Source organism: Filimonas zeae, assembly GCF_014641615.1.
GTDB lineage: Bacteria > Bacteroidota > Bacteroidia > Chitinophagales > Chitinophagaceae > Filimonas > Filimonas zeae.
In genome coordinates this window covers 1,112,399-1,134,640 of sequence record NZ_BMIB01000001.1, presented here as the reverse complement: position 1 = coordinate 1,134,640, position 22,242 = coordinate 1,112,399, and the positions used below count along the sequence as shown (strand labels likewise).

Annotated in this window: 24 protein-coding genes; 15 read left to right on the top strand and 9 right to left on the bottom strand. The window is 45.1% G+C overall.

Annotated elements, in window-relative coordinates:
• Positions 1-20 precede the first annotated feature (20 nt).
• The 5 genes from IEY13_RS04630 to IEY13_RS30095 form a co-directional block, all read right to left on the bottom strand.
• The gene (locus tag IEY13_RS04630) at positions 21-2,897 is read right to left on the bottom strand and encodes a DEAD/DEAH box helicase (protein WP_188950773.1); all 2,877 of its coding nucleotides are present in this window, start codon (positions 2,895-2,897) and stop codon (positions 21-23) included.
• A 93-nt stretch (positions 2,898-2,990) separates the two neighbouring features.
• Positions 2,991-3,455, bottom strand: coding sequence for a hypothetical protein (locus IEY13_RS04625; protein WP_188950772.1), 465 nt, complete (start codon positions 3,453-3,455; stop codon positions 2,991-2,993).
• A 62-nt stretch (positions 3,456-3,517) separates the two neighbouring features.
• Entirely contained in the window at positions 3,518-4,534 is a 1,017-nt protein-coding gene (locus IEY13_RS04620; RefSeq protein ID WP_188950771.1) for a DUF4407 domain-containing protein, read from the bottom strand.
• Between the two features lie 9 nt (positions 4,535-4,543).
• Positions 4,544-5,110, bottom strand: coding sequence for a hypothetical protein (locus IEY13_RS04615; protein ID WP_188950770.1), 567 nt, complete (start codon positions 5,108-5,110; stop codon positions 4,544-4,546).
• An 11-nt stretch (positions 5,111-5,121) separates the two neighbouring features.
• Positions 5,122-5,520 carry an HNH endonuclease gene (locus IEY13_RS30095; protein ID WP_229687729.1) on the bottom strand — a complete coding sequence of 133 codons (399 nt, stop codon included), beginning with the start codon at positions 5,518-5,520 and terminating at the stop codon, positions 5,122-5,124.
• Between the two features lie 132 nt (positions 5,521-5,652).
• Between IEY13_RS30095 and IEY13_RS04605 the strand changes: the two genes are divergently transcribed.
• From IEY13_RS04605 to IEY13_RS04565, 9 genes are all read left to right on the top strand, one after another.
• Positions 5,653-6,675 (top strand): hypothetical protein, encoded by a 1,023-nt coding sequence (locus IEY13_RS04605; protein ID WP_188950769.1) that lies wholly within the window; start codon positions 5,653-5,655, stop codon positions 6,673-6,675.
• A 159-nt stretch (positions 6,676-6,834) separates the two neighbouring features.
• The gene (locus tag IEY13_RS04600; RefSeq protein ID WP_188950768.1) at positions 6,835-7,641 is read left to right on the top strand and encodes a tetratricopeptide repeat protein; all 807 of its coding nucleotides are present in this window, start codon (positions 6,835-6,837) and stop codon (positions 7,639-7,641) included.
• Between the two features lie 26 nt (positions 7,642-7,667).
• Complete coding sequence (gene rpe, locus IEY13_RS04595) at positions 7,668-8,315, top strand: ribulose-phosphate 3-epimerase (RefSeq protein ID WP_188950767.1); 648 nt, start codon at positions 7,668-7,670, stop codon at positions 8,313-8,315.
• 177 nt (positions 8,316-8,492) lie between these two features.
• Entirely contained in the window at positions 8,493-9,485 is a 993-nt protein-coding gene (locus tag IEY13_RS04590; protein ID WP_188950766.1) for a PhoH family protein, read from the top strand.
• A gap of 191 nt (positions 9,486-9,676) precedes the next feature.
• On the top strand, positions 9,677-10,081 hold the full coding sequence (locus tag IEY13_RS04585) for a nuclear transport factor 2 family protein (protein WP_188950765.1): 405 nt from the start codon (positions 9,677-9,679) through the stop codon (positions 10,079-10,081).
• 12 nt (positions 10,082-10,093) lie between these two features.
• Complete coding sequence (locus tag IEY13_RS04580) at positions 10,094-10,513, top strand: DUF4878 domain-containing protein (RefSeq protein ID WP_188950764.1); 420 nt, start codon at positions 10,094-10,096, stop codon at positions 10,511-10,513.
• An 88-nt stretch (positions 10,514-10,601) separates the two neighbouring features.
• On the top strand, positions 10,602-11,144 hold the full coding sequence (locus IEY13_RS04575) for an inorganic diphosphatase (protein WP_229687728.1): 543 nt from the start codon (positions 10,602-10,604) through the stop codon (positions 11,142-11,144).
• Positions 11,145-11,187: 43 nt separating this feature from the next.
• Positions 11,188-11,349: a hypothetical protein gene (locus IEY13_RS04570; protein ID WP_188950763.1), complete on the top strand. Its 162-nt coding sequence runs from the start codon at positions 11,188-11,190 to the stop codon at positions 11,347-11,349.
• Positions 11,350-12,062: 713 nt separating this feature from the next.
• On the top strand, positions 12,063-14,714 hold the full coding sequence (locus IEY13_RS04565; protein WP_188950762.1) for a DUF6055 domain-containing protein: 2,652 nt from the start codon (positions 12,063-12,065) through the stop codon (positions 14,712-14,714).
• Positions 14,715-14,784: 70 nt separating this feature from the next.
• On the opposite strand, the gene IEY13_RS04560 is transcribed toward IEY13_RS04565, so the two are convergent.
• Positions 14,785-15,543 carry a C40 family peptidase gene (locus IEY13_RS04560; protein ID WP_188950761.1) on the bottom strand — a complete coding sequence of 253 codons (759 nt, stop codon included), beginning with the start codon at positions 15,541-15,543 and terminating at the stop codon, positions 14,785-14,787.
• A 142-nt stretch (positions 15,544-15,685) separates the two neighbouring features.
• On the opposite strand from IEY13_RS04560, the gene IEY13_RS04555 reads away from it, so the two are divergent.
• Together IEY13_RS04555 and IEY13_RS04550 are read left to right on the top strand one after the other, a co-directional pair.
• Complete coding sequence (locus tag IEY13_RS04555) at positions 15,686-16,258, top strand: RNA polymerase sigma factor (protein ID WP_188950760.1); 573 nt, start codon at positions 15,686-15,688, stop codon at positions 16,256-16,258.
• On the top strand, positions 16,255-16,632 hold the full coding sequence (locus IEY13_RS04550) for a hypothetical protein (protein ID WP_188950759.1): 378 nt from the start codon (positions 16,255-16,257) through the stop codon (positions 16,630-16,632). The genes IEY13_RS04555 and IEY13_RS04550 overlap by 4 nt, the downstream gene beginning before the upstream one ends.
• Before the next feature lie 10 nt (positions 16,633-16,642).
• Here IEY13_RS04550 and IEY13_RS04545 read toward each other — a convergent pair whose 3' ends face one another.
• The 3 genes from IEY13_RS04545 to IEY13_RS04535 all read right to left on the bottom strand — a co-directional run bounded on the left by IEY13_RS04545 (position 16,643) and on the right by IEY13_RS04535 (position 19,341).
• On the bottom strand, positions 16,643-17,116 hold the full coding sequence (locus tag IEY13_RS04545) for a nucleoside deaminase (RefSeq protein WP_188950758.1): 474 nt from the start codon (positions 17,114-17,116) through the stop codon (positions 16,643-16,645).
• Between the two features lie 111 nt (positions 17,117-17,227).
• Positions 17,228-18,481 (bottom strand): methionine adenosyltransferase, encoded by a 1,254-nt coding sequence (metK, locus tag IEY13_RS04540; protein ID WP_188950757.1) that lies wholly within the window; start codon positions 18,479-18,481, stop codon positions 17,228-17,230.
• A 41-nt stretch (positions 18,482-18,522) separates the two neighbouring features.
• A complete protein-coding gene (locus tag IEY13_RS04535) occupies positions 18,523-19,341 on the bottom strand; it encodes a glycogen/starch synthase (RefSeq protein WP_188950756.1) in 819 nt (272 codons plus the stop codon).
• A gap of 77 nt (positions 19,342-19,418) precedes the next feature.
• On the opposite strand from IEY13_RS04535, the gene panC reads away from it, so the two are divergent.
• The 4 genes from panC (at position 19,419) to rfaE2 (ending at position 22,196) form a co-directional block, all read left to right on the top strand.
• Positions 19,419-20,282 carry a pantoate--beta-alanine ligase gene (gene panC / locus IEY13_RS04530; RefSeq protein WP_188950755.1) on the top strand — a complete coding sequence of 288 codons (864 nt, stop codon included), beginning with the start codon at positions 19,419-19,421 and terminating at the stop codon, positions 20,280-20,282.
• 13 nt (positions 20,283-20,295) lie between these two features.
• Positions 20,296-20,640, top strand: a complete 345-nt coding sequence (panD, locus tag IEY13_RS04525) for an aspartate 1-decarboxylase (protein ID WP_188950754.1) — start codon at positions 20,296-20,298, stop codon at positions 20,638-20,640.
• A 64-nt stretch (positions 20,641-20,704) separates the two neighbouring features.
• Positions 20,705-21,727 carry a lysylphosphatidylglycerol synthase transmembrane domain-containing protein gene (locus IEY13_RS04520; protein WP_188950753.1) on the top strand — a complete coding sequence of 341 codons (1,023 nt, stop codon included), beginning with the start codon at positions 20,705-20,707 and terminating at the stop codon, positions 21,725-21,727.
• Positions 21,699-22,196, top strand: a complete 498-nt coding sequence (gene rfaE2 / locus IEY13_RS04515; protein WP_188950752.1) for a D-glycero-beta-D-manno-heptose 1-phosphate adenylyltransferase — start codon at positions 21,699-21,701, stop codon at positions 22,194-22,196. The genes IEY13_RS04520 and rfaE2 overlap by 29 nt, the downstream gene beginning before the upstream one ends.
• The last annotated feature ends 46 nt before the right edge of the window (positions 22,197-22,242 follow it).

Below are 22,242 nucleotides of genomic sequence, written 5' to 3'. Positions count from 1 at the left end.
CTTTTTTATTTGCAGCAACACTAGCTAAACAGGTACGCTACATCTTCCTCGGTAAGCGATTTCACAAAACCCTCTTCCTCCGTTACCAGCGCCCCCGCCAGTTGCTGCTTCTGCTCCTGCAATTGTATAATACGCTCTTCAATGGTGTCCTTACAAATCATCTTATAAGCAAATACATTCTTCGTTTGTCCTATACGGTGCGCCCGGTCAATTGCCTGCTGCTGCACAGCGGTATTCCACCACGGATCAAACAAAAACACATAGTCTGCCGCAGTAAGGTTTAAACCGGCATTACCCGCTTTCAGGCTTATCAGGAATATATTCACTTTATTATCCGGCTGCTGAAATGCGTTGGCCATCTCTGCGCGCTGAACAGGCGGCGTTTGCCCGTCAAAATGGTAAAACTCCAGCCCACGCTCTTTACACGCATCTGCCAGTAACCGCAGCATAGAAGCAAACTGAGAAAATATCAGCACCTTATGATCTTTCAGATTATTGGAAAGTTCATCCATCAACAGTTGTGTTTTAATACTTTCTGTGCAGTTATTCTGCTCCTGCGGAGGCAACAGTAAAGGACTGTTACAAAGCTGCCGCAGCCGCAGCATACCCTGTAGTAAAGCGAGCGTACTCTTACCCAAACCCTCCTTCTCAATATCCATAAACACGCTGCTCTTAATGCTTTCCCGCACTTCATCGTATAAAGCTTTCTGTGCAGGTTGCATGGTACACCACATTACCATCTCCGTTTTAGGTGGCAGATCACCCGCTACCTGTTGTTTGGTACGTCTCAGTATAAAGGGGGCCGTTAATTTATGCAGGGCTTTAATACGCACTTCATCGCGGTTACGGTCAATGGCATCCGCATATTCTCTTTTAAAAAACTCTCTGTTGCCAAACATGCCTGGCAGCAGAAAATTCATCTGCGCATACAGGTCAAATGTATTGTTCATTACCGGCGTACCACTCAGGGCTATACCAAATGAAGCCTGTAAACGGCTTACCGCACGGGTTATCTGGGCAGAGGGGTTCTTAATGTGGTGACTCTCATCCAATGCTACCACAGCAAACGAAACGGTACTCAGTTCTTCTATATCCGCACGCAGGGTACCATAACTGGTAATTACTACGTCATGTTGTTTTTTAAGTACCAGCGGCGTGTTACGGCTGTTTCCATAATGCACCAGGCTTTTTAAATGCGGGGCAAACTTCTTCAGCTCCTGCTGCCAGTTGTATAACAACGAAGAAGGACAAACAATCAGATGTATGGCTTTTTCCTGTAAATGCGATTGCCGGGCCAGAAAACAGATTGTCTGTAACGTTTTACCCAACCCCATATCATCTGCCAGGCAAGCTCCTGCCCCCGCTTCTGCCAGCAGACTCAGCCATTCATAGCCTTTTTGCTGATAAGGCCGCAAGGTGGCTTTTACGCCCTCAGGCACCGGGTACAATAGCTGTTCGTCTTTCTGCCATATCTCCCACTTCTCCCACCAGGGCTTCGGTATTACCTTCTTCAGCACCTGTGTTTCATCGGTAGCAGACTGCTCACAAAACGCCAGCCAGCGCGATACCGTTACCTGGTTTTTATTCACCTTTCCATGCCGCAGCAAAGTACTGTAACGTTGCAGCCACTCATCGTCCAGCACCCCCAGCGAGGTATCTTTCAGCAACACCAGATGCTGGCGTATAAACAATTGCTTCTGTAACTCCACCAGCGATATTTCTTCCTTACCAAAACTCACCGTCATCTGCAGTGTTACCGTATTGGTTTCTTCTTTTACAATAGTAGCCGTGGTAGCTACTTTAAAGGAAGAATACCGGAAATGCTGCAACATATCCATACCTACCACCTGAACATCCAGTTCCAGTAAACGGTGATATACTTTCAGAAACCATTGCTTTTTACGGGCCTCATCAAAAGAGATATGGTAATAACCATTTTTCTGCTGCGCAAAACTTTCGTGTAACGATTCCAGCAATTGTAAAAAGCTATCTTCCGGTTCTTTGCTTCTCACCACCTGAAACATCTTCCCATCACGTGTAACCTCCATCATCTCTTTCCAGGCACCCTCCACCACAAAATCATCATACAGCCACTGCGGCGTCATCACCAGGTAGGAAGGATGTATTTCACTCAGCACTATGCGGTTTTGCGGGGCAACTTTTACCTGATCTCCCGAAAACAGATTATTCCGGCGCACGGTATAGTCGCCTTCCAGCTTAGCCAGTATATGCTGTGCAAATGCCTGCGGGGTTTTGTTATACATACGCTCCGGCTTTTGTTCCAGCCATTGAAGCGTTAAGTAATCGGTATGGGTTAACAGATAGTATACATTGTCTTTCTCCAGCAAAAACCGGTTGCGTTTAAACAAACGCAATGGTTCCGATGCGCCGTTTACAAACACAAACCCGGTCAGCTCCAGTTCATTCTCTTCATTACGGCTTACCTCAAACTGTAGCATCGGGCGCAGGCCGCTGAAGGTGCAGGCTACCGTTTTAAACCGGTCGTTTTCAATAGGTACTTTATGGTACCACTTTACGTGCGCTGCCTGGGCTTTCAACGGCTCAAACAACTCCTGAAAGCGGCGTACCGCTGCCAGCTGGTAAAAGGTATCAAAATCAGATTCCGGCTGTAGTTTCTTATAGCGCTCCCGCAGTTGCTCCTTCAATTCCTTTATGCCCTCCCTGGTAAAGCCTGGCAAAGCATCTTTGGCAGGTTTACTCAAATGTGCATAGTATTCCTTTACCTCAGCCTGGTCAGTTTTACAGGCTATATATTCTACTTTACTGCTATCGTACTTAATAATGTGCAGCGACTCCACCACTTGTTGACAATCGGTTAGTAATCGGTGGGGAGATAACAGTAATACGGTTTTATGATCGTTCTGTTTTACGGACATGCCTCAACTCTGTGTATTCAAATATAAAAAAGTCAAAAGGAGGCAAATGTAAAACAATTGCCTCCTTTTGACTATGCTGTTAAAAAGTTTCACTTATAAGCTCATGCCTGGAAATAACGGACGCGCTACACCCGTGCGGAAAGGCCAGGGAACTACTGCCAGAATCAGAATCAGTGCAATAGTGAATAAAATTGCAGCCTTTTTATGTTTGGCAGCGTCTGTAATATTCTTTTTGGCAACCCCTTTACCTAGTGTAATCAGCACAATAGCAGCAATCATTGCAACCGGATGCTCCACCAGGAAAAAACGCCAGTAACTGTCTTTCATAACCGATACATCAGCAGGTACATTTTTCCAGCTGATATTACCAATTGCTACCTGAATAAGACCAAGTAATAAGGTAATATGTGCGGCAATCATCAGAAACAATCCCAGTTTCTTATCACCCGCAGTATACGGCTTTTGGGCTGCGCTGAAATGTCTTAAAATGTTTACTACCAGTAAAAGCAGTATCACCCAGCGTAAAAAACTATGTAAATGCAGTAATCCAGTCTCCATATCATCGTTATTTGAGGCACAAAGTAACCGCAGAAAGCACAAAGTTCCAAAACACTGTGTTTTTACCCCGGATTTCCTGCATTACCCGCATCAAGCCCTTTAGCCATCGCATCCAACCGCCATATCTGTAACTTTTTGTGATGAAGCACGGCCTTTTCGTAATCGCTATGCTCCTCTCCCATTTTACTAACCAGTACCAGCATCTCTATAAAGAAAAAAAACAGTATCCACAACAGCCAGAAAGCCAATGCTACTGTAGATTTAGATATCAACTGAACCATTACTTTCAGCTCATCCAGAAAGCCCACTTTTTCTTCCATCTCCTTTTCTAACGAAGGCCTGATATGCAGCAAGGTATTTTCTTTAGCTGTTTTCAACTTTCTCATATCGGCAATAGTGGAATCTGCAGAAGCTATCAATGCCGTTTTAGGATTGGCAATGGCATTATTAGAGATGGATACAATGGGTCTGGAAACCATCACGATAGAATCCCGCCCAAGCACGTCCTTATACGTAACAGGCGTTGAACTCATTTGACTGGAACTGGTCGAGTATTTTATAACAGGGTTTCGTGTAACCTCATTAATATACTCCTGCTTTTCCCGCTCTTTAGCAGCAATGGAAGTATCTAAGGCAAATAACTGGCTTCGTAACTCTTCCGTTTTCATTGGTAAAATTTCGTTTACCCGGTTAGAGATATAAGTGATTTTTTCCGTTTCAATATCTTTTGCCAGCAATATCTGGTCAATAATAACAGCACCTAATATAGACATCATAAAAGCCAGACACCCTCTGAAGATGAGCAATGGCTTGCCAGGATTGATGGATAAAATAATCTGCCTTTCTATCTGTATAATAATCACAACTGCAATAACTGCTGCCAGCAAACACCCCACAATATTAGCCAACAGGTATCTCTGGGCAAATGTAAATCCGATAAAAAACCAGAGAATACAAACTATAAGCATAGCCGCCGTATACTTTTTTAAGGCTTTGGAAGCAGCTTCACTACAACCTCTTAGTATATTATAGTTCTGCCCTGTCATAAAACATCCAAAACGTATCCATACATTTTTCATAGCCTGTAATTAAAAGTGTTTATTCAAAATGGAATGACCTGATATCGCTGCCAGACCGTTCCGGAAACCACGCGTATAACTGATGATAATGCCATGCCCAACTCCCTCATCGTTCCTGGCTTGTTCTTCAATTTCAATCACCTGCTTAATATGACTTTCTGCAATTTCTTTTTTTACCGCAAGTTCTTCTACCGTGTCTACCATTCCGCTTCTGCTACGGCTGGCTATGTGAAAGTTTATCTGACGGATGAAATCTTCGTAGTAGGTCTTCACCTTACGGATAGATCGTTCCAGATCATTTTTTAAGGCCACAATGTTTTGGTCCAGGTGCGTGTTATCCGGATTAATCAATGCATCATTATATCCCTTCGATTCGTAGTTCTTGTCCAGAAAGTCATACAACAAATGAATACTATTGATAGGAGTACCATTTTGTTTTTCTTCCGGTTGTGTGGTACCTGGTTGTTCTTTTTCAACAAATATGTCCTCAGGTATATCTCCCATAAGTGATGCTGTGTCCTGCGCAACGGCCTGATCGTTATGCGGCTGACGATTAAAGAAGCTGAATAATCCCATAAAATAGAGTTTTAAATATTGACAGTTAGAACCTTGTATTTACTATGCCCCTGTCTGTTGCAGGAACTGCACAGTGTAATAAGTAAATGATCCGGGTAATCCCAGGGAAGTCTGAATTGTTGCTGGCTTACCAGAAAGTGATATTGCCGGTGGTGCACCTGCAGATTGTTGGTTTCCCGGCAGTGAACACATTGGTGCCCGTCACGTATCAATATCTCCTTTCTTTTATTTTTCCATTTGGGATGTAACAGTAAAGCACCATAAGACCCATGCGCCTGGCGCGCTGCTACAGATGGTTTGCCGGAAATAGTTTTTCCTGATTTAGCAGTTGAATTTACCTGCACATACCTTCGGTAAGGTGTTTTATCCTGAAAAGAAAGATATCGGTATAGGGAATGCGTTTCAGCCATGAGATATTTATTTTATTAAGCAATTCCTGTAGTTAACTGCTCAAAAATAGAAGCTGGCATATGTCTTTTTTTACGGGAAGCCGTAAAAGCTGATAAAGAGGTGAAAGTATTATTGTGTATACAATATTAACTATGCCAAGTGTATTTACCGATTATGAAAAGCTGGTTCTTCAGGACTATAAATTTAAAAGGAGCAAAAGCTTTATTCCTTCGGGATTAATGCATCCCACAAGGGCTAAATTAAAAAAGGCTTGTTCCGAAATATGTAAAGGAGAACTCTCTCCTCAGGATAAAAAAGCAATAAGAGACTTTTGCAAAAAATGGGATGAAACAAAGACTTTTAGCCAAAACATTACAGCTTATGATGAAGATAAGTTCAGACCCCTCTCCGATTATCTTACCGACACTACAGAGAGCAAGAACACTGATCCTATATACATTGAATTATTAGCTTGTTTAATCAACTTTCCACACCGGCCCTATGATTACACCATAGACTATGAACCGCTTTTAAAAATGCAGGCGGGCGCTATAGTGATAGAACAGGAATCGGGCACTGATAATCATACAGGCAGCAATACTGTTATTATTGAACCCTACAGTGAGATAAATAATTCATCGTTACAGGATAACGAAATCCCGGTCATATCAACCGGGCCTGCACCAGATGTCACTGAACGCACAGGTAATATTCAAAACGTTCCGTTGCCAGATGATGGCGTAATAAATACACTGGATAACAATCAGAAAAAGGAAAATAAAAGTGCCTTGTCACCACTGTTGAAGGCAGGCGTAGTCTTGATTTTTTTACTGATGGGCTATTGGTGGTATAGATTTGAGATTTCCCGGGAAACCGGAGGTTGTATGTACTGGGCAGGCGATCATTTTCAGCGCGTACCTTGTGATAAGAAAATTCAGGACACTTACGTAGTAGCATTAGATACATTCAGACTAAGGCATTTCAAAAAAATCACTGCTGTTAAAACTATTACACATAGAGATAAAGGATGTGTGTGGTATTCAAAAATCGGCAATCATCTTGAGTATTTTACGGCAGACGGAAAGCACCCGATTGTTATGAACTACGAACTGAAACCCATCACCGACTATATCATCGATACACACATCCACCCACCAGGAGAACAGATAAACTAATACACCTGTTACTTTATCACCATAATTAATGCTGATCGCTTCCCGGCCGGGCAGCACTTCTTCGTTCTGCCCCGCGCCCGGTTAGGAAGTATCCAAAACGGCTGCGAAAGCACCCTTTATTTTCGGCTTTGTTTGCCTACTTTTGGCTTTTTACCACATATGAATACAGTTTCACGGGCAGTACTGGCAGCAGGTTTTGCCATTTTATTTTCCTGCACAGGCAAAGAGAAAACAGCAGAAGAGCAGAAAGAAAAGCCACTTGCACCGGAAGTGGTGAGCATGATAAAACTGGTAAAACAGCACCCGGATAGCGCAGGTTTGCGCTTACGGCTGGCGGTAGCGCTTGATAGCTCCGCACATTATGGTGAGGCACTGGCACAGATGGACAGCCTCATTTCCCGCGATAGCCTCAACTACGGCCTCTGGTATTCCAAAGCACAGGTATGGGAGCATAGCGGCGATACGTCCTCCGCTATCCGTGATTATGAGAGGGCCCTGCGTATTTACCCCGCACCCGAAGCACAGCTATCGCTGGCCAATCTGTTTGCGGAACGTAGAGATGTAAAAGCCATCAATATTTGCGAAAACCTTAACCGTTTAAAGCTGGGCCGCGAGTACGATGCACATTGTGCCTTTATTGAAGGCGTTTACTACGCCCGCACCGGCGACACCACCAGGGCAATACAGCAGTTGGATAAATGCATTGCCAATAACTATACTTACATGGAGGCGCATATTGAAAAGGGGCTGGTATACTTCGATCATAAAGATTATAACAAAGCACTGGAAGTATTCCGCTTTGCCTCCAGCGTAAACACCCTGTATGCCGATGCCTATTACTATCAGGCACGTGCGTATGAAATGATGAACAAAAAAGACAGTGCACTGCTGCGTTTTAAACAGGCGCTCAGCCTGGATAAAAACCTTACGCAGGCAAAGGAAAAAATACAACAACTGCAAAAGTAACTCTACTCATATTCAATTCTATTACTATGGCGATAATTGCACCCTCTTTCCTGGCTTCCGATTTTTTACGTCTGGGCGAAGAATGTAAGATGGTTAATGAAAGTGAAGCTGAATGGTTTCACCTCGATGTAATGGATGGCCGTTTTGTGCCTAACATCAGCTTTGGCCTGCCCGTAGTGGAGCAGATTCGCAAAGCCACCTCCAAAGTGCTGGATGTGCATCTGATGATTGTAGAGCCGGAAAAATATACAGAAGCTTTTAAAGCAGCCGGAGCTGACCGTCTGAGCGTGCATATTGAAGCCTGCCCCCACCTGCACCGCAATATTCAGCAGATAAAACAACTGGGCATGAAAGCGGGTGTAGCCATTAATCCGCACACCCCCGTTTCGCAGCTGGAAGATATTATTGCAGATATTGACACCGTGTTAATAATGAGTGTAAACCCCGGTTTTGGCGGGCAAAAATTCATTCCCCATACCCTGCATAAAATAAAGCAGCTGAAACAAATGATTACTGCCGGTAATCACAATGTACTCATTGAAATTGATGGCGGTGTAACGTCTGATAATGCAGCCGAAATCATTGCTGCGGGTGCAGATGTACTGGTAGCCGGAAGCAATGTGTTCAAGTCATCCGATCCTAAAAAGGCCATTGCTGATCTTGCTAGAATATAAGCATTTTTTGCCGCATTTGCCCTGCTTTGTTACGCACAGCTGTGCATAATATAATTCGTATTTAGTTCGTATTTAAGTTAAGTTTGGTTAGACATGAATGAGTACATGTCAGCGGGCAATCATCGGCATTCCTTTTGTAGTACCCAAAGCCGGATTAATCACCTAAAGAATTGTACCTTGACAGAAGCAATCATTAACCTCGAGTCCGTAAACCCCATTGAGTTTTTCGGCGTTAACAATCGTAAGCTGGACCTGTTAAAGAAAAAATTCCCTTTGTTAAAAATTTTATCACGCGGTACACAGATAAAACTAAGCGGTGCACCTGAACACATTGAAACAGCAAAGGAGAAGATTGACCTGATTGTCCAGTACATGGAGCGCAACGGTGGCCTTACTGAAAACTATTTTGAACAGATTTTAGGCGGCGACGATGCGGAAACCATCGACAATTTTACAGATAGAAATCCCAACGACATTCTTGTGTTCGGCCCCAACGGCAAAACCGTTCGCGCCCGCACGGCCAATCAGAAAAAAATGGTTACCGCCTGCGACCGAAACGATATTGTGTTTGCCATTGGCCCTGCCGGTACCGGTAAAACCTATACCGCCGTGGCGCTGGCCGTAAGAGCATTGAAGAACAAGGTGGTGAAGAAAATCATTCTTACCCGCCCGGCGGTAGAAGCAGGCGAAAGCCTTGGTTTTCTGCCAGGCGATCTGAAGGAAAAAATTGACCCGTACCTGCGCCCGTTATACGATGCGCTGGACGATATGATTCCGGCAGATAAACTAGGCTATTACATGAGTACACGTACCATAGAAATAGCGCCCCTGGCGTATATGCGTGGCCGTACACTCGACAATGCCTTTATTATTCTGGATGAGGCGCAGAACGCCAACGATCTGCAGCTGAAAATGTTCCTCACCCGTATCGGCGCCAATGCCAAAGCCATTATTACCGGCGACCCTACACAAATTGACCTTCCCAGAAACCAGAGAAGTGGTCTGGAAAAAGCAAGTCGCATTCTGCGTAATATTGACGGCATTGCCCATATTGAACTGGACGAGGAAGATGTGGTGCGTCACCGCCTGGTTAAAGCCATCATTAAGGCTTACGAGCGCGAAAAAGAAAAAGAAGGCGACGCCTATCCGCAGCAGGGCCACGGCCGTTAATGTGTCAGAACTTACATTTTACAATAGTCCCGGCTGTAATTACAGCCGGGATTTTTATTTTCCCTCCATTATGCTGTTCCATCAATAAGGATATAAGGTATTACAACACGGTAAACCGGTTATGTGGGGTGATGTCAAAAAGGCGTACTTCCGGATGACGCAATGACTGCATGGTGTATCTTGCCGATGCTATGAAATTATTTTTCAAATATGTAACGCTCCCCATTTGCGCAGCTATCGCACTTTGCCTGTTGTTTACACACCCGGCCTGCACAACACCGCCGGAGAAAAACACGCCGGAGTATGTAACAACAGCTTTTTACACCGCTTTCCGGGAAAAAAACTTCTCAAAAGCGAAAAAATATGCCACACCGGAAAGTGCTGGCCTCCTGGATATTATGCAAACCCTGGGAGAAAAAGCGGAGAATGCCCTCATCGCGGACGCAAAAGCTGATTTTTCGTTAAAAACCCTGGCAGAATCAGACTCAACTGCTACAGTTCAGGTAGTTTTGCCCGATCATACGAAAGCCATAGTAATGCCGCTGGTGAAAAGCAACGGAATATGGAAAGTGGCCTTCGATAAAAGCATGGATTAAGAAAAACAGACTATGAACCTGATTCGCAGATTTTCAATTCTAGTATGCGGCCTGCTGTTGTTTTGCGCCGCATGCAGCAACAAACAAACCCAGTTTACACCCGCAGGCAATTCACTGGATGCAGCCCGGGAATTTATTGACGGCTGTTTAAAAGGTGATTTTGACAAGGCCAATTATTACATGCAGAAAGATGCTGAAAACCTCAGCAACCTGGAGAAAATGAAAGCTTCCTATGAAAAAAAGAGCAAAAACGACCGCAAACAATATCAACAGGCTTCTATTATTATAGAAGAAATTGACTCCGTTAACGACTCTACCGATATCATCAACTACAAAAATTCATTTGATCGTATTGCCCGCAAAGTAAAAGTGGTAAAGGGCCCGGATGGCTGGATAGTGGATTTCAAATACACCATCAGCGGCAATATTTAACAATTAATAAGGATTACACGTAAAAAACCGGAAGCGTAACCCGTTTACCCATTACCTTTGCCACCTTATTAAATAACACTAGTATCTTATGATGAATGTGCTACATCCCTGGCATGGCGTGCCATACGGAGAAAACGCGCCCGAGTTTGTAAATGCGATTATTGAAATCCCGGAAGGTTCCAGGGCTAAATATGAGATTGACAAAGAGAGCGGTCTGTTAAAACTGGACAGGGTTATTTATTCATCTTTCCATTATCCTGTAAACTACGGATTCATCCCTCAAACCTACGGTGATGACAAGGATCCGTTAGACATCCTGGTAATTACTTCATTACCGGTACAACCTTTAACCCTGATAGAAGCCAAAGTATTGGGCGTTATGCAAATGGTAGATGGTGGTGATGCGGATGATAAAATCATTGCTGTTGCAGCAAAAGACCCGAGCGTAAACCATTACAACAGATTCGACGAACTGCCTCCTCACTTCTTCAGCGAATTACGTCACTTCTTTGAAGAGTATAAGCGTCTGGAAAACAAAACGGTGGTGGTAGAAGACTTTGGTGACATGGAAAAAGCCCATGGCATTGTAAAATCTGCCGTTGAAGCGTACAAAAAGTACATAGCTAAATAAACCTGAATCGGTTTGTTCCTTACTTTTGCTAAAATTTCTAAGAATGGAAGCTCAAAAATCAACCGGGAAGCATTGGTTCTTATTTTTCTTGTGGTTAGCAATCCTGATTGTATTGCTTGTTGTTTACCGTGAATTTTTCTGGTTAGCATTACCTGGCGTAGTTACTTACTTCAGCAAAGCAATGAATCTGATCGACTTCAATTAATCGAACTACCTTATACTAAAAGGGTTGAACTGCACAAGTTCAGCCCTTTTTTATTTCGTAGCTATCAGCTAAAATTCTCCGTTGGTCTTAACCGATTTTCCGTCAGCGCTGACAGGTTTTCCGTAAGCACTGACGGATTTTCCGTAAGCACTGACGGATCTTTCGTTAGCGCTTACGGGTTTTCCGTAAGCACTAACGGGTTTTCCGTAAGCACTGACGGATTTTCCGTAAGCACTGACGGATCTTTCGTAAGCACTGACGGATCTTTCGTAAGCACTAACGGGTTTTCCGTAAGCACTAACGGGTTTTCCGTAAGCACTAACGGGGTTTCCGTAAGCACTAACGGATCTTTCGTAAGCACTAACGGGGTTTCCGTAAGCACTGACGGAAACCCCGTTAGCACTAACGGATTTTTCGTCAGTACTTACAGGCTTTCTGTAAATGCTTACTATTTTTTGGAAAGCCACAACAAGTTCTGCATAAGTACAGAAGAGCTTTCTGTATGAACTTTCACCCTGTCAGGCAATAATGCCGCACTTTACAGAAAGTGCTTACTGAAAACTAAAACTCTCCACTCAACTGCTCCCTTCCTGTTCCTGATTAATATCCGCCCGGTTTCTGCTAATAATGGTCAATACGACACTAAAACGCCGCATTATTTTGTTTGAGATAATTTATTCATTAACCGGCTAACACCTCAATTTGTAAGCTTTATGAAAAGTAAAATTCTACTCACACTCGCGTGGGTTTTACTCTGTACAGTTTCTTACAGCAAAACTGTATACATTCCAACCCAGTTCAGCAGCGCCCCCTGGAACGAATGGGCGCCTAACTACAAGTACGAATCTGCCAATTTCGTCATCTTCTGGGGCGCCAAAGTAGGTGCCAATCCTTCCACCTATTCCGATGCCAACCTCCGCTTCGACCCCGCTACTATCGCCAGCAACCTCGAAGCCAGTTTCAGTTATTTCATTAACACCGTAGGCTTTCACAACAACAGCGGTAAACTGGGCCTGTACAAAATCATCGTGGTAATGAACGAAACCTACAACGGTGCCGGAGGCCCTACCGGATGGGCATTTGGCGGCGCATACGATGAAATGATCGGTGCACTCTGGATTCATCCCAACGCCACCCGCGATCCGTATGTAATAGCGCACGAGCTGGCGCATTCCCTGCAAAGCCAGAACCGTATCGATTTTAAGCCCGGCGGCAATCAGGGCGGCTTTAATAACTATGAACCGGCAGGCTTTTTCTGGGAGGCACATGCCAACTATATGCGCTGCCTGCAGTTTCCCACTTTTGCCAGTGACGATATGCCCCGCTGGCTGATGTCGCGCCATTTTCACCTGGCCTCTACCCGCCACCATTACAGCACCTTTAAATGGCTGATGAATATTCAGCAGAACTATGGCGGCCTGAATACGGTTAACCGGCTCTGGCGCGAATCTAATGCCAACGAAACACCTATGGAAACCTGGCGCCGCATCAGCGGGTGGACGCAGGCACAGCTCTGCAACGCTATGTACGACTATGCCAAACGTGAGGCCAACTGGGATTATCCTGCACAGGGCTTTGGTGCCGATATGCGCGCGCAGATTAATATTTACAAAACTTCTGCGGCCGAAAACCATTGGCTCTGGCGGCAGCATACTATATTAAACCAGATCAGCGCTGCTACCAGCCGCTATATTGTTCCCAAACACATGGCTCCGCAGGATTATGGCATGAACGTTATTCCGCTATACCCCACCTGCGCCTCCAACACCGTACACATCAAATTCAAAGGCCATACAGAGGTGAACGCACAGGCTGGCTGGCGCTGGGGTTTTGTAGAAGTACTCGCCAACGGCACCACCAGCGTATACGGTGCCATGCAATCTGCCAGTGATGGCGAAGCCAGTTATACCCTTACCGCAGCCAGTTCTAAACTATTTCTGGTGGTAATGGGCGCCCCCACCGCCAAACACGATTATGTATGGGAACCCGGCTGGCCTAAAATTCACCGCTACCCGTACGAGCTACGTATTGAAAACGCGCTGCCGGAAGGTTATCAGACAAACTTCCGTTCCGATTTAAAAGCACTCTACCCAGGCCATACACACAGTAACGGCGGAGGCTGGGTAGCCAATTCAGCTACGGTAGCTGCTTCGGTATACGTAGGCCCCAAAGCAGTGGTGGTAGGCTCTTCCAACCTCTCCGGCAGTGTACGTGCAGAGGGTACTGCCCGGCTGGAAAATGTAACCGCTTCCAGTTCTGTAATATTCAGTGGCGATTGTAATGTATACGGAGGTACTTTTACCGGCACTGCACAAATAACCGATGGTGCTGTACTGGTAAATACCAACGTATCGGGCAATACCATTCTGCGCGATAATGCCTGGGGCTATGGTGTTACCTACGGCGGCAGCGGTGTGGTACTGGGCGGCGATGTGGAAACAGGCAGCTGCTCTACCGCAGGTCATTATCTGCAGACACCACATACCAATAATGGACGCGCGGCCTGCGATGGCAAAGGCTCCGGCGATGCCTCTAACACCGATATCAATGCAGCCTACAGCAACTTTACCGATGCGCAGATGAGCTGGACAGCCATTGGATGCGGCACTGCCGGCACCAGCACCAATATTGCCCCACTGGCTACTGCCACCACTTCTTATGTATCTTCCTGGGAAACACTGAGCGCAGTAAATGACAATTCATCACCTGCTAATTCCAACGATAAAACCAGCGGCGCTTACGGAAACTGGAACAATCCCAATAGTACGCAATGGGTGCAGTACGATTGGTCGCAACCTTATTACCTTACCTCTACACAGGTGTATTGGTTTGATGATGCCGGTGGCGTATTAACACCCACTACCGCTTATATACAATACTGGAATGCCTCTACCAGCGCATGGGTAAACCTGGGCAATGTACCACTGGTAAAAGATGCTTTCAATACTCTCAATATTAGTAATATTCAAACCAGCAGACTACGGGTAAGTATGCTTAATACCACACAATCTACCGGTATACTTGAATGGCGTGTATATGGCAGCACCTCTGCTTCACTTACTGCACCGGGTGCAATATCGGCTGTAACAAACACAGCCACCACAGCAGACAATGCCAGCATTACCATTTACCCCAACCCGGTACAAACCTCCTGTAACATTGTACTTAATGGCTTTGATGCCAGAGAAAAAGTAACCTTATTATTATACGATGTGCAGGGTAGAGAAGTACTGAAAACCAACCTCGGCACACAAAGGCAATATCAGCTGCATACCGGCCAGCTTATCACACAGGGCAACCTGTTTACGGTAAAAGCCGTAGGTGGCCGGAAAACCATGAGTCAGAAACTGGTAGTGGTAAAATAACAGCATCTATAAAACAACAGCGGGTGCATCCAAAAGGGTACACCCGCTGTCTTTATAATTGCTTTACCTGTTACCAGATGCGCTTCACCACACGCAGCTTATGCGTACGTTGTCCGGTATCAGAATTTAAAATGCCGGAGTTGTCCATCTTATCAATCCGCACACGCCCCGAAGCATGAATAATTTCTCCGGGATTCAGCATAATACCCACATGGGTAATCTTCTTATCATCGTTATCAAAAAAGGCAAGGTCACCACATTTTACCTCCTGTAAAAAATCAACCACTCTTCCCTGCAAGGCCTGTTGCGAGGCATCGCGCAGCATTTTTATACCCATCATCTTCATCACCTGCTGGGTAAAACCGCTGCAGTCCAAACCAAAGCTGCTTCTGCCTCCCCATAAGTAAGGCACATTCAGGTAAGGCATGGCCAGTTGCCTGGTAATAACCTCATCAAAAGGCTGCATTTTTAAAAAAGCCGGGGAGTAGGAAACCGAATAAGGCCCCCATTGATGGGTAACGCCTCCACCGTAGACAGGCGTTGCAATAGACAAAGGCACTTCTGTGTTATTCACCAATGCCACTGTATCTTTTGAAAAGGTATACCCTGCCACCGGCAACTGCGTATCTTCTTCTGTTACCGCTGTCAACTGACTGGTCTGGCACCAGCCTTCATACGAGTCATATAACCCAGCCACTTTTGTAAATTCTTTGGAGGTGTCTAATACTTTCGCAAACTCACCAAACAGTAACTGGCTCACCATTTCACTCCGGTGACTGGCGTCGGCCCTTAAAGGAGCTGCTGCTACAATGCAGGCAACATAACCCATATAAGTAAAAATTTACGCGTAAGTTATGGAATTCTAGTACAGCTGCATCATATTTGTCGGGAAACAGGCGCAGCAAACCCTTTCCTGGCTTATTATTCATAATCCGGGAAAACAATCAATCAGTAGATGAACCCACTGCCAGATGAATAAAGAGAATACGGACCATATCAGTGATCAGGAATTGCTGGAACGTTTTTATGCCACCAGAAACAACCAGTGGCTGGGTATACTATTGCAACGCTACACCCTGCTGCTGCTGGGTGTGAGCATGAAATACCTGAAAAACGAAGAGGAAGCAAAAGACAGTGTACAGCAGATTTTTTTAAAGGCTATAACTGAGTTGCAGAAGTATAAGGTAACCTATGTAAAAAGCTGGCTGTACATGATTGCAAAAAACCATTGCCTCATGAAGCTGCGGGATAAAACAGGCAGAAACACCCGGGAAATTAATGAGGAAATGCCGGTAAGTGAGCCCGATAGCAAACTGACCGATCTGGCTGAAAAAGAAGAGGTACTGGACCTGCTGGAATCGTCGCTGGGCGAATTGAATGAAGAACAGAAAACCTGTGTAACTTTATTCTATCTGCAAAAACAATCCTACACACAGGTAAGTGATACTACAGGCTTTAGCCTGCTGCAGGTAAAAAGCTTTATCCAGAACGGCAAGCGTAATCTCAAGTTATTGGTGGAAAAGAAACTGAAAAAGAAATCATGAGGAACTTTGAAGACATATTAGCGGATGAGCATGATGACCTTAACGACGAGGAGCTGCTGAAATACCTGGAAGGGCAACTGGATGCTGCGCAACAACACGAGGTAGAAAAGAAAATGGCAGACTCTGCGTTTGTAGACGATGCACTGGAAGGGCTGGCTGCTTATCAGTCTAAAGAAAAACTGAAGCTGCAGGTGCAACAACTGAATAAAAACCTGCACAAACAGCTGGATGCCCGCAAACAGAAAAAAGAGAAAAGAAAAATAAAGGAAATGCCCTGGGTGGTAACTGCCGTTATAGTTATACTACTGTTATGCCTGCTGGGCTACCTGGTGTTGCACGTATTTCACCACCAGTTTCACCTGCCAGGCAAATAACAGGCAGGCGTTAATAATCCTTGCGGTCCATTTTCAATTGCCATTCCCTGAACACGGGTAAAGCATCTTCCCTGCACAGGCAGGTAGTGGCAATTTTCCGGTCTTCTGCGCGCAAAGGCAATTCTTCATAAATAAAGGCATCATCAAACCCTGCTTCCGCCGCATCAAAACGCGTATTGGCATAATACAACTTAGCAGGTCTTGCCCAGTAAATAGCGCCCAAACACATCGGGCATGGCTCGCACGAAGTATAAACTTCACAGCCCTCCAGCTGAAAAGTACCCATATTAGCACAGGCATCTCTTATGGCCACCACTTCTGCATGCGCAGTGGGGTCGTTGGTAGAAGTAACCCGGTTCCATCCCCTGCCTACTATCTCCTCTCCCTTTACCACCACACAGCCAAAAGGTCCGCCATCGCCATTCTCCATACCCTTTCTGCTCAAACGGATGGCTTCCTGCATAAACTTTGCCTCTCTTTCCATATACTAAAGTTAGGATAGTAAGCATAAAAAAAACCGGTAAATAAGCTTATCACTTACTTACCGGCTGCACTATATTTCTAATCTCCTTCTCTGAAGAAGAAAAACAAGATGTTATTTGATACCGAAAGCCTTCTTCACCTTAGGAACATAATCCAGTTTTTCCCAGGTAAACAGTTCTACTTTCTTTTTAATCACCTTACCATCTGGTGTTTTAAACTCCTTCTCCACTATCTCGTTCTTACGGCCCATGTGTCCATAAGCAGCAGTTTCGCTATAAATAGGGTTACGCAGTTTCAGGCGTTGCTCAATAAAGTAAGGACGCATATCAAACAGCCCTTCTACCAGCCTGGCAATCTGACCATCGGTTTTCTTCACTTTGGCAGTGCCATAAGTATTTACATAAATACTGGTAGGCTGTGCTACGCCAATAGCGTAAGAAACCTGCACCAGCACCTCATCACAAACACCGGCAGCTACCAGATTTTTAGCAATGTGGCGGGTAGCGTAAGCTGCAGAACGGTCTACTTTACTTGGGTCTTTACCGCTGAAAGCACCACCGCCGTGTGCACCTTTACCACCATAGGTATCCACGATAATTTTACGGCCGGTTAAGCCGGTATCACCGTGTGGACCACCAATTACAAACTTACCTGTTGGGTTAATATGATACTTGATCTTATCGTTAAACAGGTGAGCGTATTTCTTATAACGTGCTTTAACACGTGGTATCAGAATGTTAATAATGTCTTTCTTAATCTTCGCCAGCATTTTAGCGTCTGCATCAAAATCGTCGTGCTGGGTAGAAATTACGATAGCATCAATACGTACAGGCTTGTTGTTATCGTCGTATTCCAGGGTAACCTGGCTTTTTGCGTCAGGACGCAGATATTTAATCTCCTTGTTCTCACGGCGCAGTGCAGCTAATTCCAGCAGCAGCTTATGGCTTAAGTCCAGTGCCAGCGGCATATAATCGTCGGTTTCTGCGGTAGCATAACCAAACATCATACCCTGGTCACCTGCACCCTGCTCTTCTTTCTTTACACGGTCAACACCCTGGTTAATATCACCAGATTGCTCGTGTATAGCAGAAAGAATACCGCAGCTGTTGGCTTCAAACATGTATTCGCTTTTGGTATAACCAATTTTGCGGATAACAGCGCGGGCAATATCCTGTACATCCAGGTAAGCTTTAGACTTAACCTCACCTGCCAGTACCACCTGGCCGGTAGTAACCAGCGTTTCGCAGGCTACTTTACTGGATGGATCAACTGCCATGAAATGGTCAATCAGGGCATCAGAAATCTGATCAGCTATTTTATCAGGGTGTCCTTCAGACACACTCTCAGAAGTAAAAAGATAAGGCATCCTTTAGAATTTAATGGTCGGCAAATATAGTAGGTTACTTATTATTTACCTGCAAGATCGTTATACAATTCCTGGTATTCAGCCAGTTCGCTGTCCCAGCCTTTAAAAGGTATAATTTTCTTACCCTTTACTTTGTTAAACTCGTCCAGCAGTGTCTGGTCTACATTATCCGAACCAAAGGTTACAGCATCCGCACTCAAAGCACCTCCGCGGAACATAGCCGTATTATCGGCATTCTTAAACGGTTCCAGGTCTTTGTCTTTAATATTGGCGTTAATAGTGGCTTTCTCTGTAAAATCTTCGCCCAGCGTATCTGCAAATGTGTTGGAACCAATAGTGTAAATAACCTTGCTCTGAGAAAACACGGGCTCTTTTTTGTAAGCTGTTTTCAGATACATAGGTATCAGACCAGTCATCCAGCCACTGCAATGGATAACGTCCGGAGGCCAGCCAAATTTCTTCACCGTTTCCAGCGCACCTTTACAAAAGAAAATAGTTCTTAAACCATTGTCTTCAAACCACTCATCATTGTCTTCGGTAAAAATCTGCTTGCGCTTGAAAAAGTCTTCATTATCAAGAAAATAAACCTGCAGTCTCGCATTAGGTAAAGAAGCTACCTTGATTTGTAAGGGGTAATCATCATTGTCTACAGATACGTTAATGCCCGATAAACGCACTACTTCGTGCAACCGGTGCCTGCGCTCGTTAATTACTCCAAAACGCGGCATAATACATCTTACTTCTAACCCGCTGTCGTTGCTTTTTATAGCCAGTTTGTTCACTATTTCGGCAAATTCAGTCAGCTCCAGATAAGGAGACATTTCCGTGGCTATGAATAAAATTCTTTTCTTTGTTGACATTCTTAGGCAGAATTTAGGCTTAAACCCTTTAAAAATTAGGGGGCAAAGGTACTAAAAACGTTGGAAATAGCAGTCAAATGATCCTTTTTAAACAAATTAGCCAGTTACAGCAGGAGCTTTCACTGGCCCGGAACGGGAAGAAAAGCATTGGTTTTGTGCCTACTATGGGCGCTTTACACGAAGGTCATCTCTCCCTTATTGCACAAAGCAAACAGGAAAATGATATTACGGTTTGCAGCATTTTTGTAAACCCAACACAGTTTAACGATCCCAAAGATTTCGAAAAATACCCCATCACCACCGCACAGGATATTCTCCTGGCTGAAAAAGCAGGTTTGGACATTTTGTTTATGCCCACCGTGGCAGAAATGTACCCCAATGGTCAGCAGCTTACACAACCGTACGAACTGGGGCACATAGAAACCCTGCTGGAAGGTGTGCACCGCCCCGGTCATTTTCAGGGTGTTTGCCAGGTAGTACACCACCTACTGAATATTGTACAGCCTAACGGATTATACATGGGGCAGAAAGATTACCAGCAATGTATGGTGATTAACAAGCTGCTGGAAATTACCGGTCTGAAACAAAGCATACTATTAAAGGTAGGCCCTACCCTGCGCGAAGCAGATGGCCTGGCCATGAGCAGCCGTAATGTGCGCCTCTCACCCGAAGCACGCAACCAGGCAACCATTATTTACAAAACTTTAGCAGCCGTAAAAGAACATATTAAAACAAAGGAGATATCTGATTTACAGGAAGAAGCTGCACAGAATCTGCTGCAAAACGGGTTTAACAAGGTTGATTATATCAGTATTGCTGATGCCGTTACGCTGGAGCCGGTTACCAAACCTGTTAGCGGCCAGCAACTGGTGGTATTGGCCGCTGCCTTCATCAACAATGTAAGACTGATTGATAATCTGATCTTCGATTTTTCCCTGTAACTTTGCGCCCGCCATGCAGATAGAAGTATTAAAGTCGAAGGTTCACAGGGCCGTTCTTACAGAGGCAAACCTGAATTACGTAGGTAGCTTAACATTAGACGAAGAGCTGATGGAAGCCGCCAATATGATTGAGAATGAGAAGATTCAGGTAGTGAACGTTAATAACGGAGAGCGCATTGAAACTTACCTTATTAAAGGGAAAAGAGGCAGCGGTACCTGCTGCCTTAACGGACCCGCAGCCCGTAAAGGCGCTGTAGGGGATATTATTATCATCATTTCTTACGCTACAATGGACTTTGAGGCTGCCAAACGGTACAAGCCGTCCATCGTATTTCCTAAGGAAGGCAACAAATTATAGCTAAATATTACATTTAATATGTAAACTATCTTAGTAAATTGCTGTTCATACCCCTGCAACAGTCATGAAACGGATAGTATTATACATATTAAAATATGTGGTAGGCTTTGGCATTGCGCTATTCCTGCTCTGGTGGTCGCTCCACAGCATCACCGCTGAAGATATAGCCGATATCAAAGCCGCTTTGCTCCGCGCCCGCTTCTGGCTGCTGGCGCCGGTTACCCTTGTACTCCTGTGCAGTCACTGGTTCAGAGCCATGCGCTGGAAACAACTCATCACTCCCCTGGGCTACCAGCCCGCCAATATTTACCTGCTTTCAGGCATACTGCTGGGTTACCTGGCCAATCAGCTGATACCCCGCGCAGGCGAAGTGCTGCGTTGCACCTCTGTAGCCAAAGCCACCAAGATACCTACCGAAAAGCTGATAGGCACGCTGGTGGCCGAAAGAGCGTTTGATATTATATGCCTGCTGCTGGTTACCACTGTTACCATATTAATGGAGTACCGCTATATAGAATCGTATTTTATAGAGTTATACGGTGCAGCCGCTACCGGCCTGTTGCAGGGCGGCAGCGCACGCTGGTGGTGGTTGCCGGGCATTGTATTGTTCTTTGTGGCGGCCGTTATTTTCATCCGCAAACTCAGGCATGGCGGTAAAACGGCCCGTTTTTTAAAAAGTGTACTCAGCGGCATTGCAGAAGGGCTGCGCAGCATACGACTGATACGCAACAAACCTTTGTTCCTGCTTAACACCCTGCTTATCTGGGGTTGTTATATCTTCTCTACCTGGATTGGCTGCTGGGCCCTGCAGGAAACAGCGCACCTGCCTTTGCCCACTGCACTTACCATGCTTATATTTGGTACGGTAGGCATTATAGTAGCCCCCGGTGGCCTGGGCGCCTACCCGTTGGCTATAGAAAAAACACTCAGCTTTTACGGTATCAGCGAAAACATAGGCCGCGCCAGCGGATGGATATTATGGATTGCCCAATTTATCTTTACTATTATAACCGGCACCATTGCCTGGTTTATTATATATCATTACAAAAACAGCAGCATTGAAAAACGCAGCACACATCCCGCATAAAATAACTACCCTTTCTCAGTTACAACATCTCATAGCCGGCTGGCGGCTAACGGGTAAAACCGTGGCCTTTACCAATGGCTGTTTTGATATACTGCACGAAGGGCATATCTTCTCCCTTTCCCAGGCCGCTGCGGAAGCAGATTATCTGGTGGTGGGCGTTAACAGCGATGCCAGTGTAAAGCGCCTGAAAGGCCCCACCCGCCCTATTAATAATGAAAACAGCCGCGCGCTTTTACTGGCTGCTATGGTAATGACAGATGCGGTAGTAATTTTTGAAGAAGATACCCCGCTGAACCTGATTACCGCTATTATGCCCGATGTACTGGTAAAAGGGGGCGATTATACCGTAGAACAAATTGTGGGCGCTAAGGAAGTTATCGCCAACGGTGGCCGGGTAGCCATCAATCCTATTGTAGAAGGTTTTTCTACCACCGGACTTATAGAACTCATCAAAACGCAAGGCGTATAACCATCAAACTTAGTGGTTATCAAAAACTTAACATTGGCATCACCCT

What these genes read in the sequence shown, in the direction of transcription:
- IEY13_RS30095 (WP_229687729.1), bottom strand. Translation starts at nt 5,520, where the DNA reads ATGGCTGAAACGCATTCCCTATACCGATATCTTTCTTTTCAGGATAAA.
- panC (WP_188950755.1), top strand. Translation starts at nt 19,419, where the DNA reads ATGATCCTTTTTAAACAAATTAGCCAGTTACAGCAGGAGCTTTCACTG.
- IEY13_RS04535 (WP_188950756.1), bottom strand. Translation starts at nt 19,341, where the DNA reads ATGTCAACAAAGAAAAGAATTTTATTCATAGCCACGGAAATGTCTCCT.
- IEY13_RS04630 (WP_188950773.1), bottom strand. Translation starts at nt 2,897, where the DNA reads ATGTCCGTAAAACAGAACGATCATAAAACCGTATTACTGTTATCTCCC.
- IEY13_RS04605 (WP_188950769.1), top strand. Translation starts at nt 5,653, where the DNA reads ATGCCAAGTGTATTTACCGATTATGAAAAGCTGGTTCTTCAGGACTAT.
- IEY13_RS04600 (WP_188950768.1), top strand. Translation starts at nt 6,835, where the DNA reads ATGAATACAGTTTCACGGGCAGTACTGGCAGCAGGTTTTGCCATTTTA.
- IEY13_RS04625 (WP_188950772.1), bottom strand. Translation starts at nt 3,455, where the DNA reads ATGGAGACTGGATTACTGCATTTACATAGTTTTTTACGCTGGGTGATA.
- IEY13_RS04545 (WP_188950758.1), bottom strand. Translation starts at nt 17,116, where the DNA reads ATGGAAAGAGAGGCAAAGTTTATGCAGGAAGCCATCCGTTTGAGCAGA.
- IEY13_RS04620 (WP_188950771.1), bottom strand. Translation starts at nt 4,534, where the DNA reads ATGAAAAATGTATGGATACGTTTTGGATGTTTTATGACAGGGCAGAAC.
- IEY13_RS04560 (WP_188950761.1), bottom strand. Translation starts at nt 15,543, where the DNA reads ATGGGTTATGTTGCCTGCATTGTAGCAGCAGCTCCTTTAAGGGCCGAC.
- IEY13_RS04575 (WP_229687728.1), top strand. Translation starts at nt 10,602, where the DNA reads ATGATGAATGTGCTACATCCCTGGCATGGCGTGCCATACGGAGAAAAC.
- metK (WP_188950757.1), bottom strand. Translation starts at nt 18,481, where the DNA reads ATGCCTTATCTTTTTACTTCTGAGAGTGTGTCTGAAGGACACCCTGAT.
- rpe (WP_188950767.1), top strand. Translation starts at nt 7,668, where the DNA reads ATGGCGATAATTGCACCCTCTTTCCTGGCTTCCGATTTTTTACGTCTG.
- IEY13_RS04585 (WP_188950765.1), top strand. Translation starts at nt 9,677, where the DNA reads ATGAAATTATTTTTCAAATATGTAACGCTCCCCATTTGCGCAGCTATC.
- IEY13_RS04565 (WP_188950762.1), top strand. Translation starts at nt 12,063, where the DNA reads ATGAAAAGTAAAATTCTACTCACACTCGCGTGGGTTTTACTCTGTACA.
- panD (WP_188950754.1), top strand. Translation starts at nt 20,296, where the DNA reads ATGCAGATAGAAGTATTAAAGTCGAAGGTTCACAGGGCCGTTCTTACA.
- IEY13_RS04550 (WP_188950759.1), top strand. Translation starts at nt 16,255, where the DNA reads ATGAGGAACTTTGAAGACATATTAGCGGATGAGCATGATGACCTTAAC.
- IEY13_RS04555 (WP_188950760.1), top strand. Translation starts at nt 15,686, where the DNA reads ATGAATAAAGAGAATACGGACCATATCAGTGATCAGGAATTGCTGGAA.
- IEY13_RS04520 (WP_188950753.1), top strand. Translation starts at nt 20,705, where the DNA reads ATGAAACGGATAGTATTATACATATTAAAATATGTGGTAGGCTTTGGC.
- IEY13_RS04570 (WP_188950763.1), top strand. Translation starts at nt 11,188, where the DNA reads ATGGAAGCTCAAAAATCAACCGGGAAGCATTGGTTCTTATTTTTCTTG.
- IEY13_RS04615 (WP_188950770.1), bottom strand. Translation starts at nt 5,110, where the DNA reads ATGGGATTATTCAGCTTCTTTAATCGTCAGCCGCATAACGATCAGGCC.
- IEY13_RS04580 (WP_188950764.1), top strand. Translation starts at nt 10,094, where the DNA reads ATGAACCTGATTCGCAGATTTTCAATTCTAGTATGCGGCCTGCTGTTG.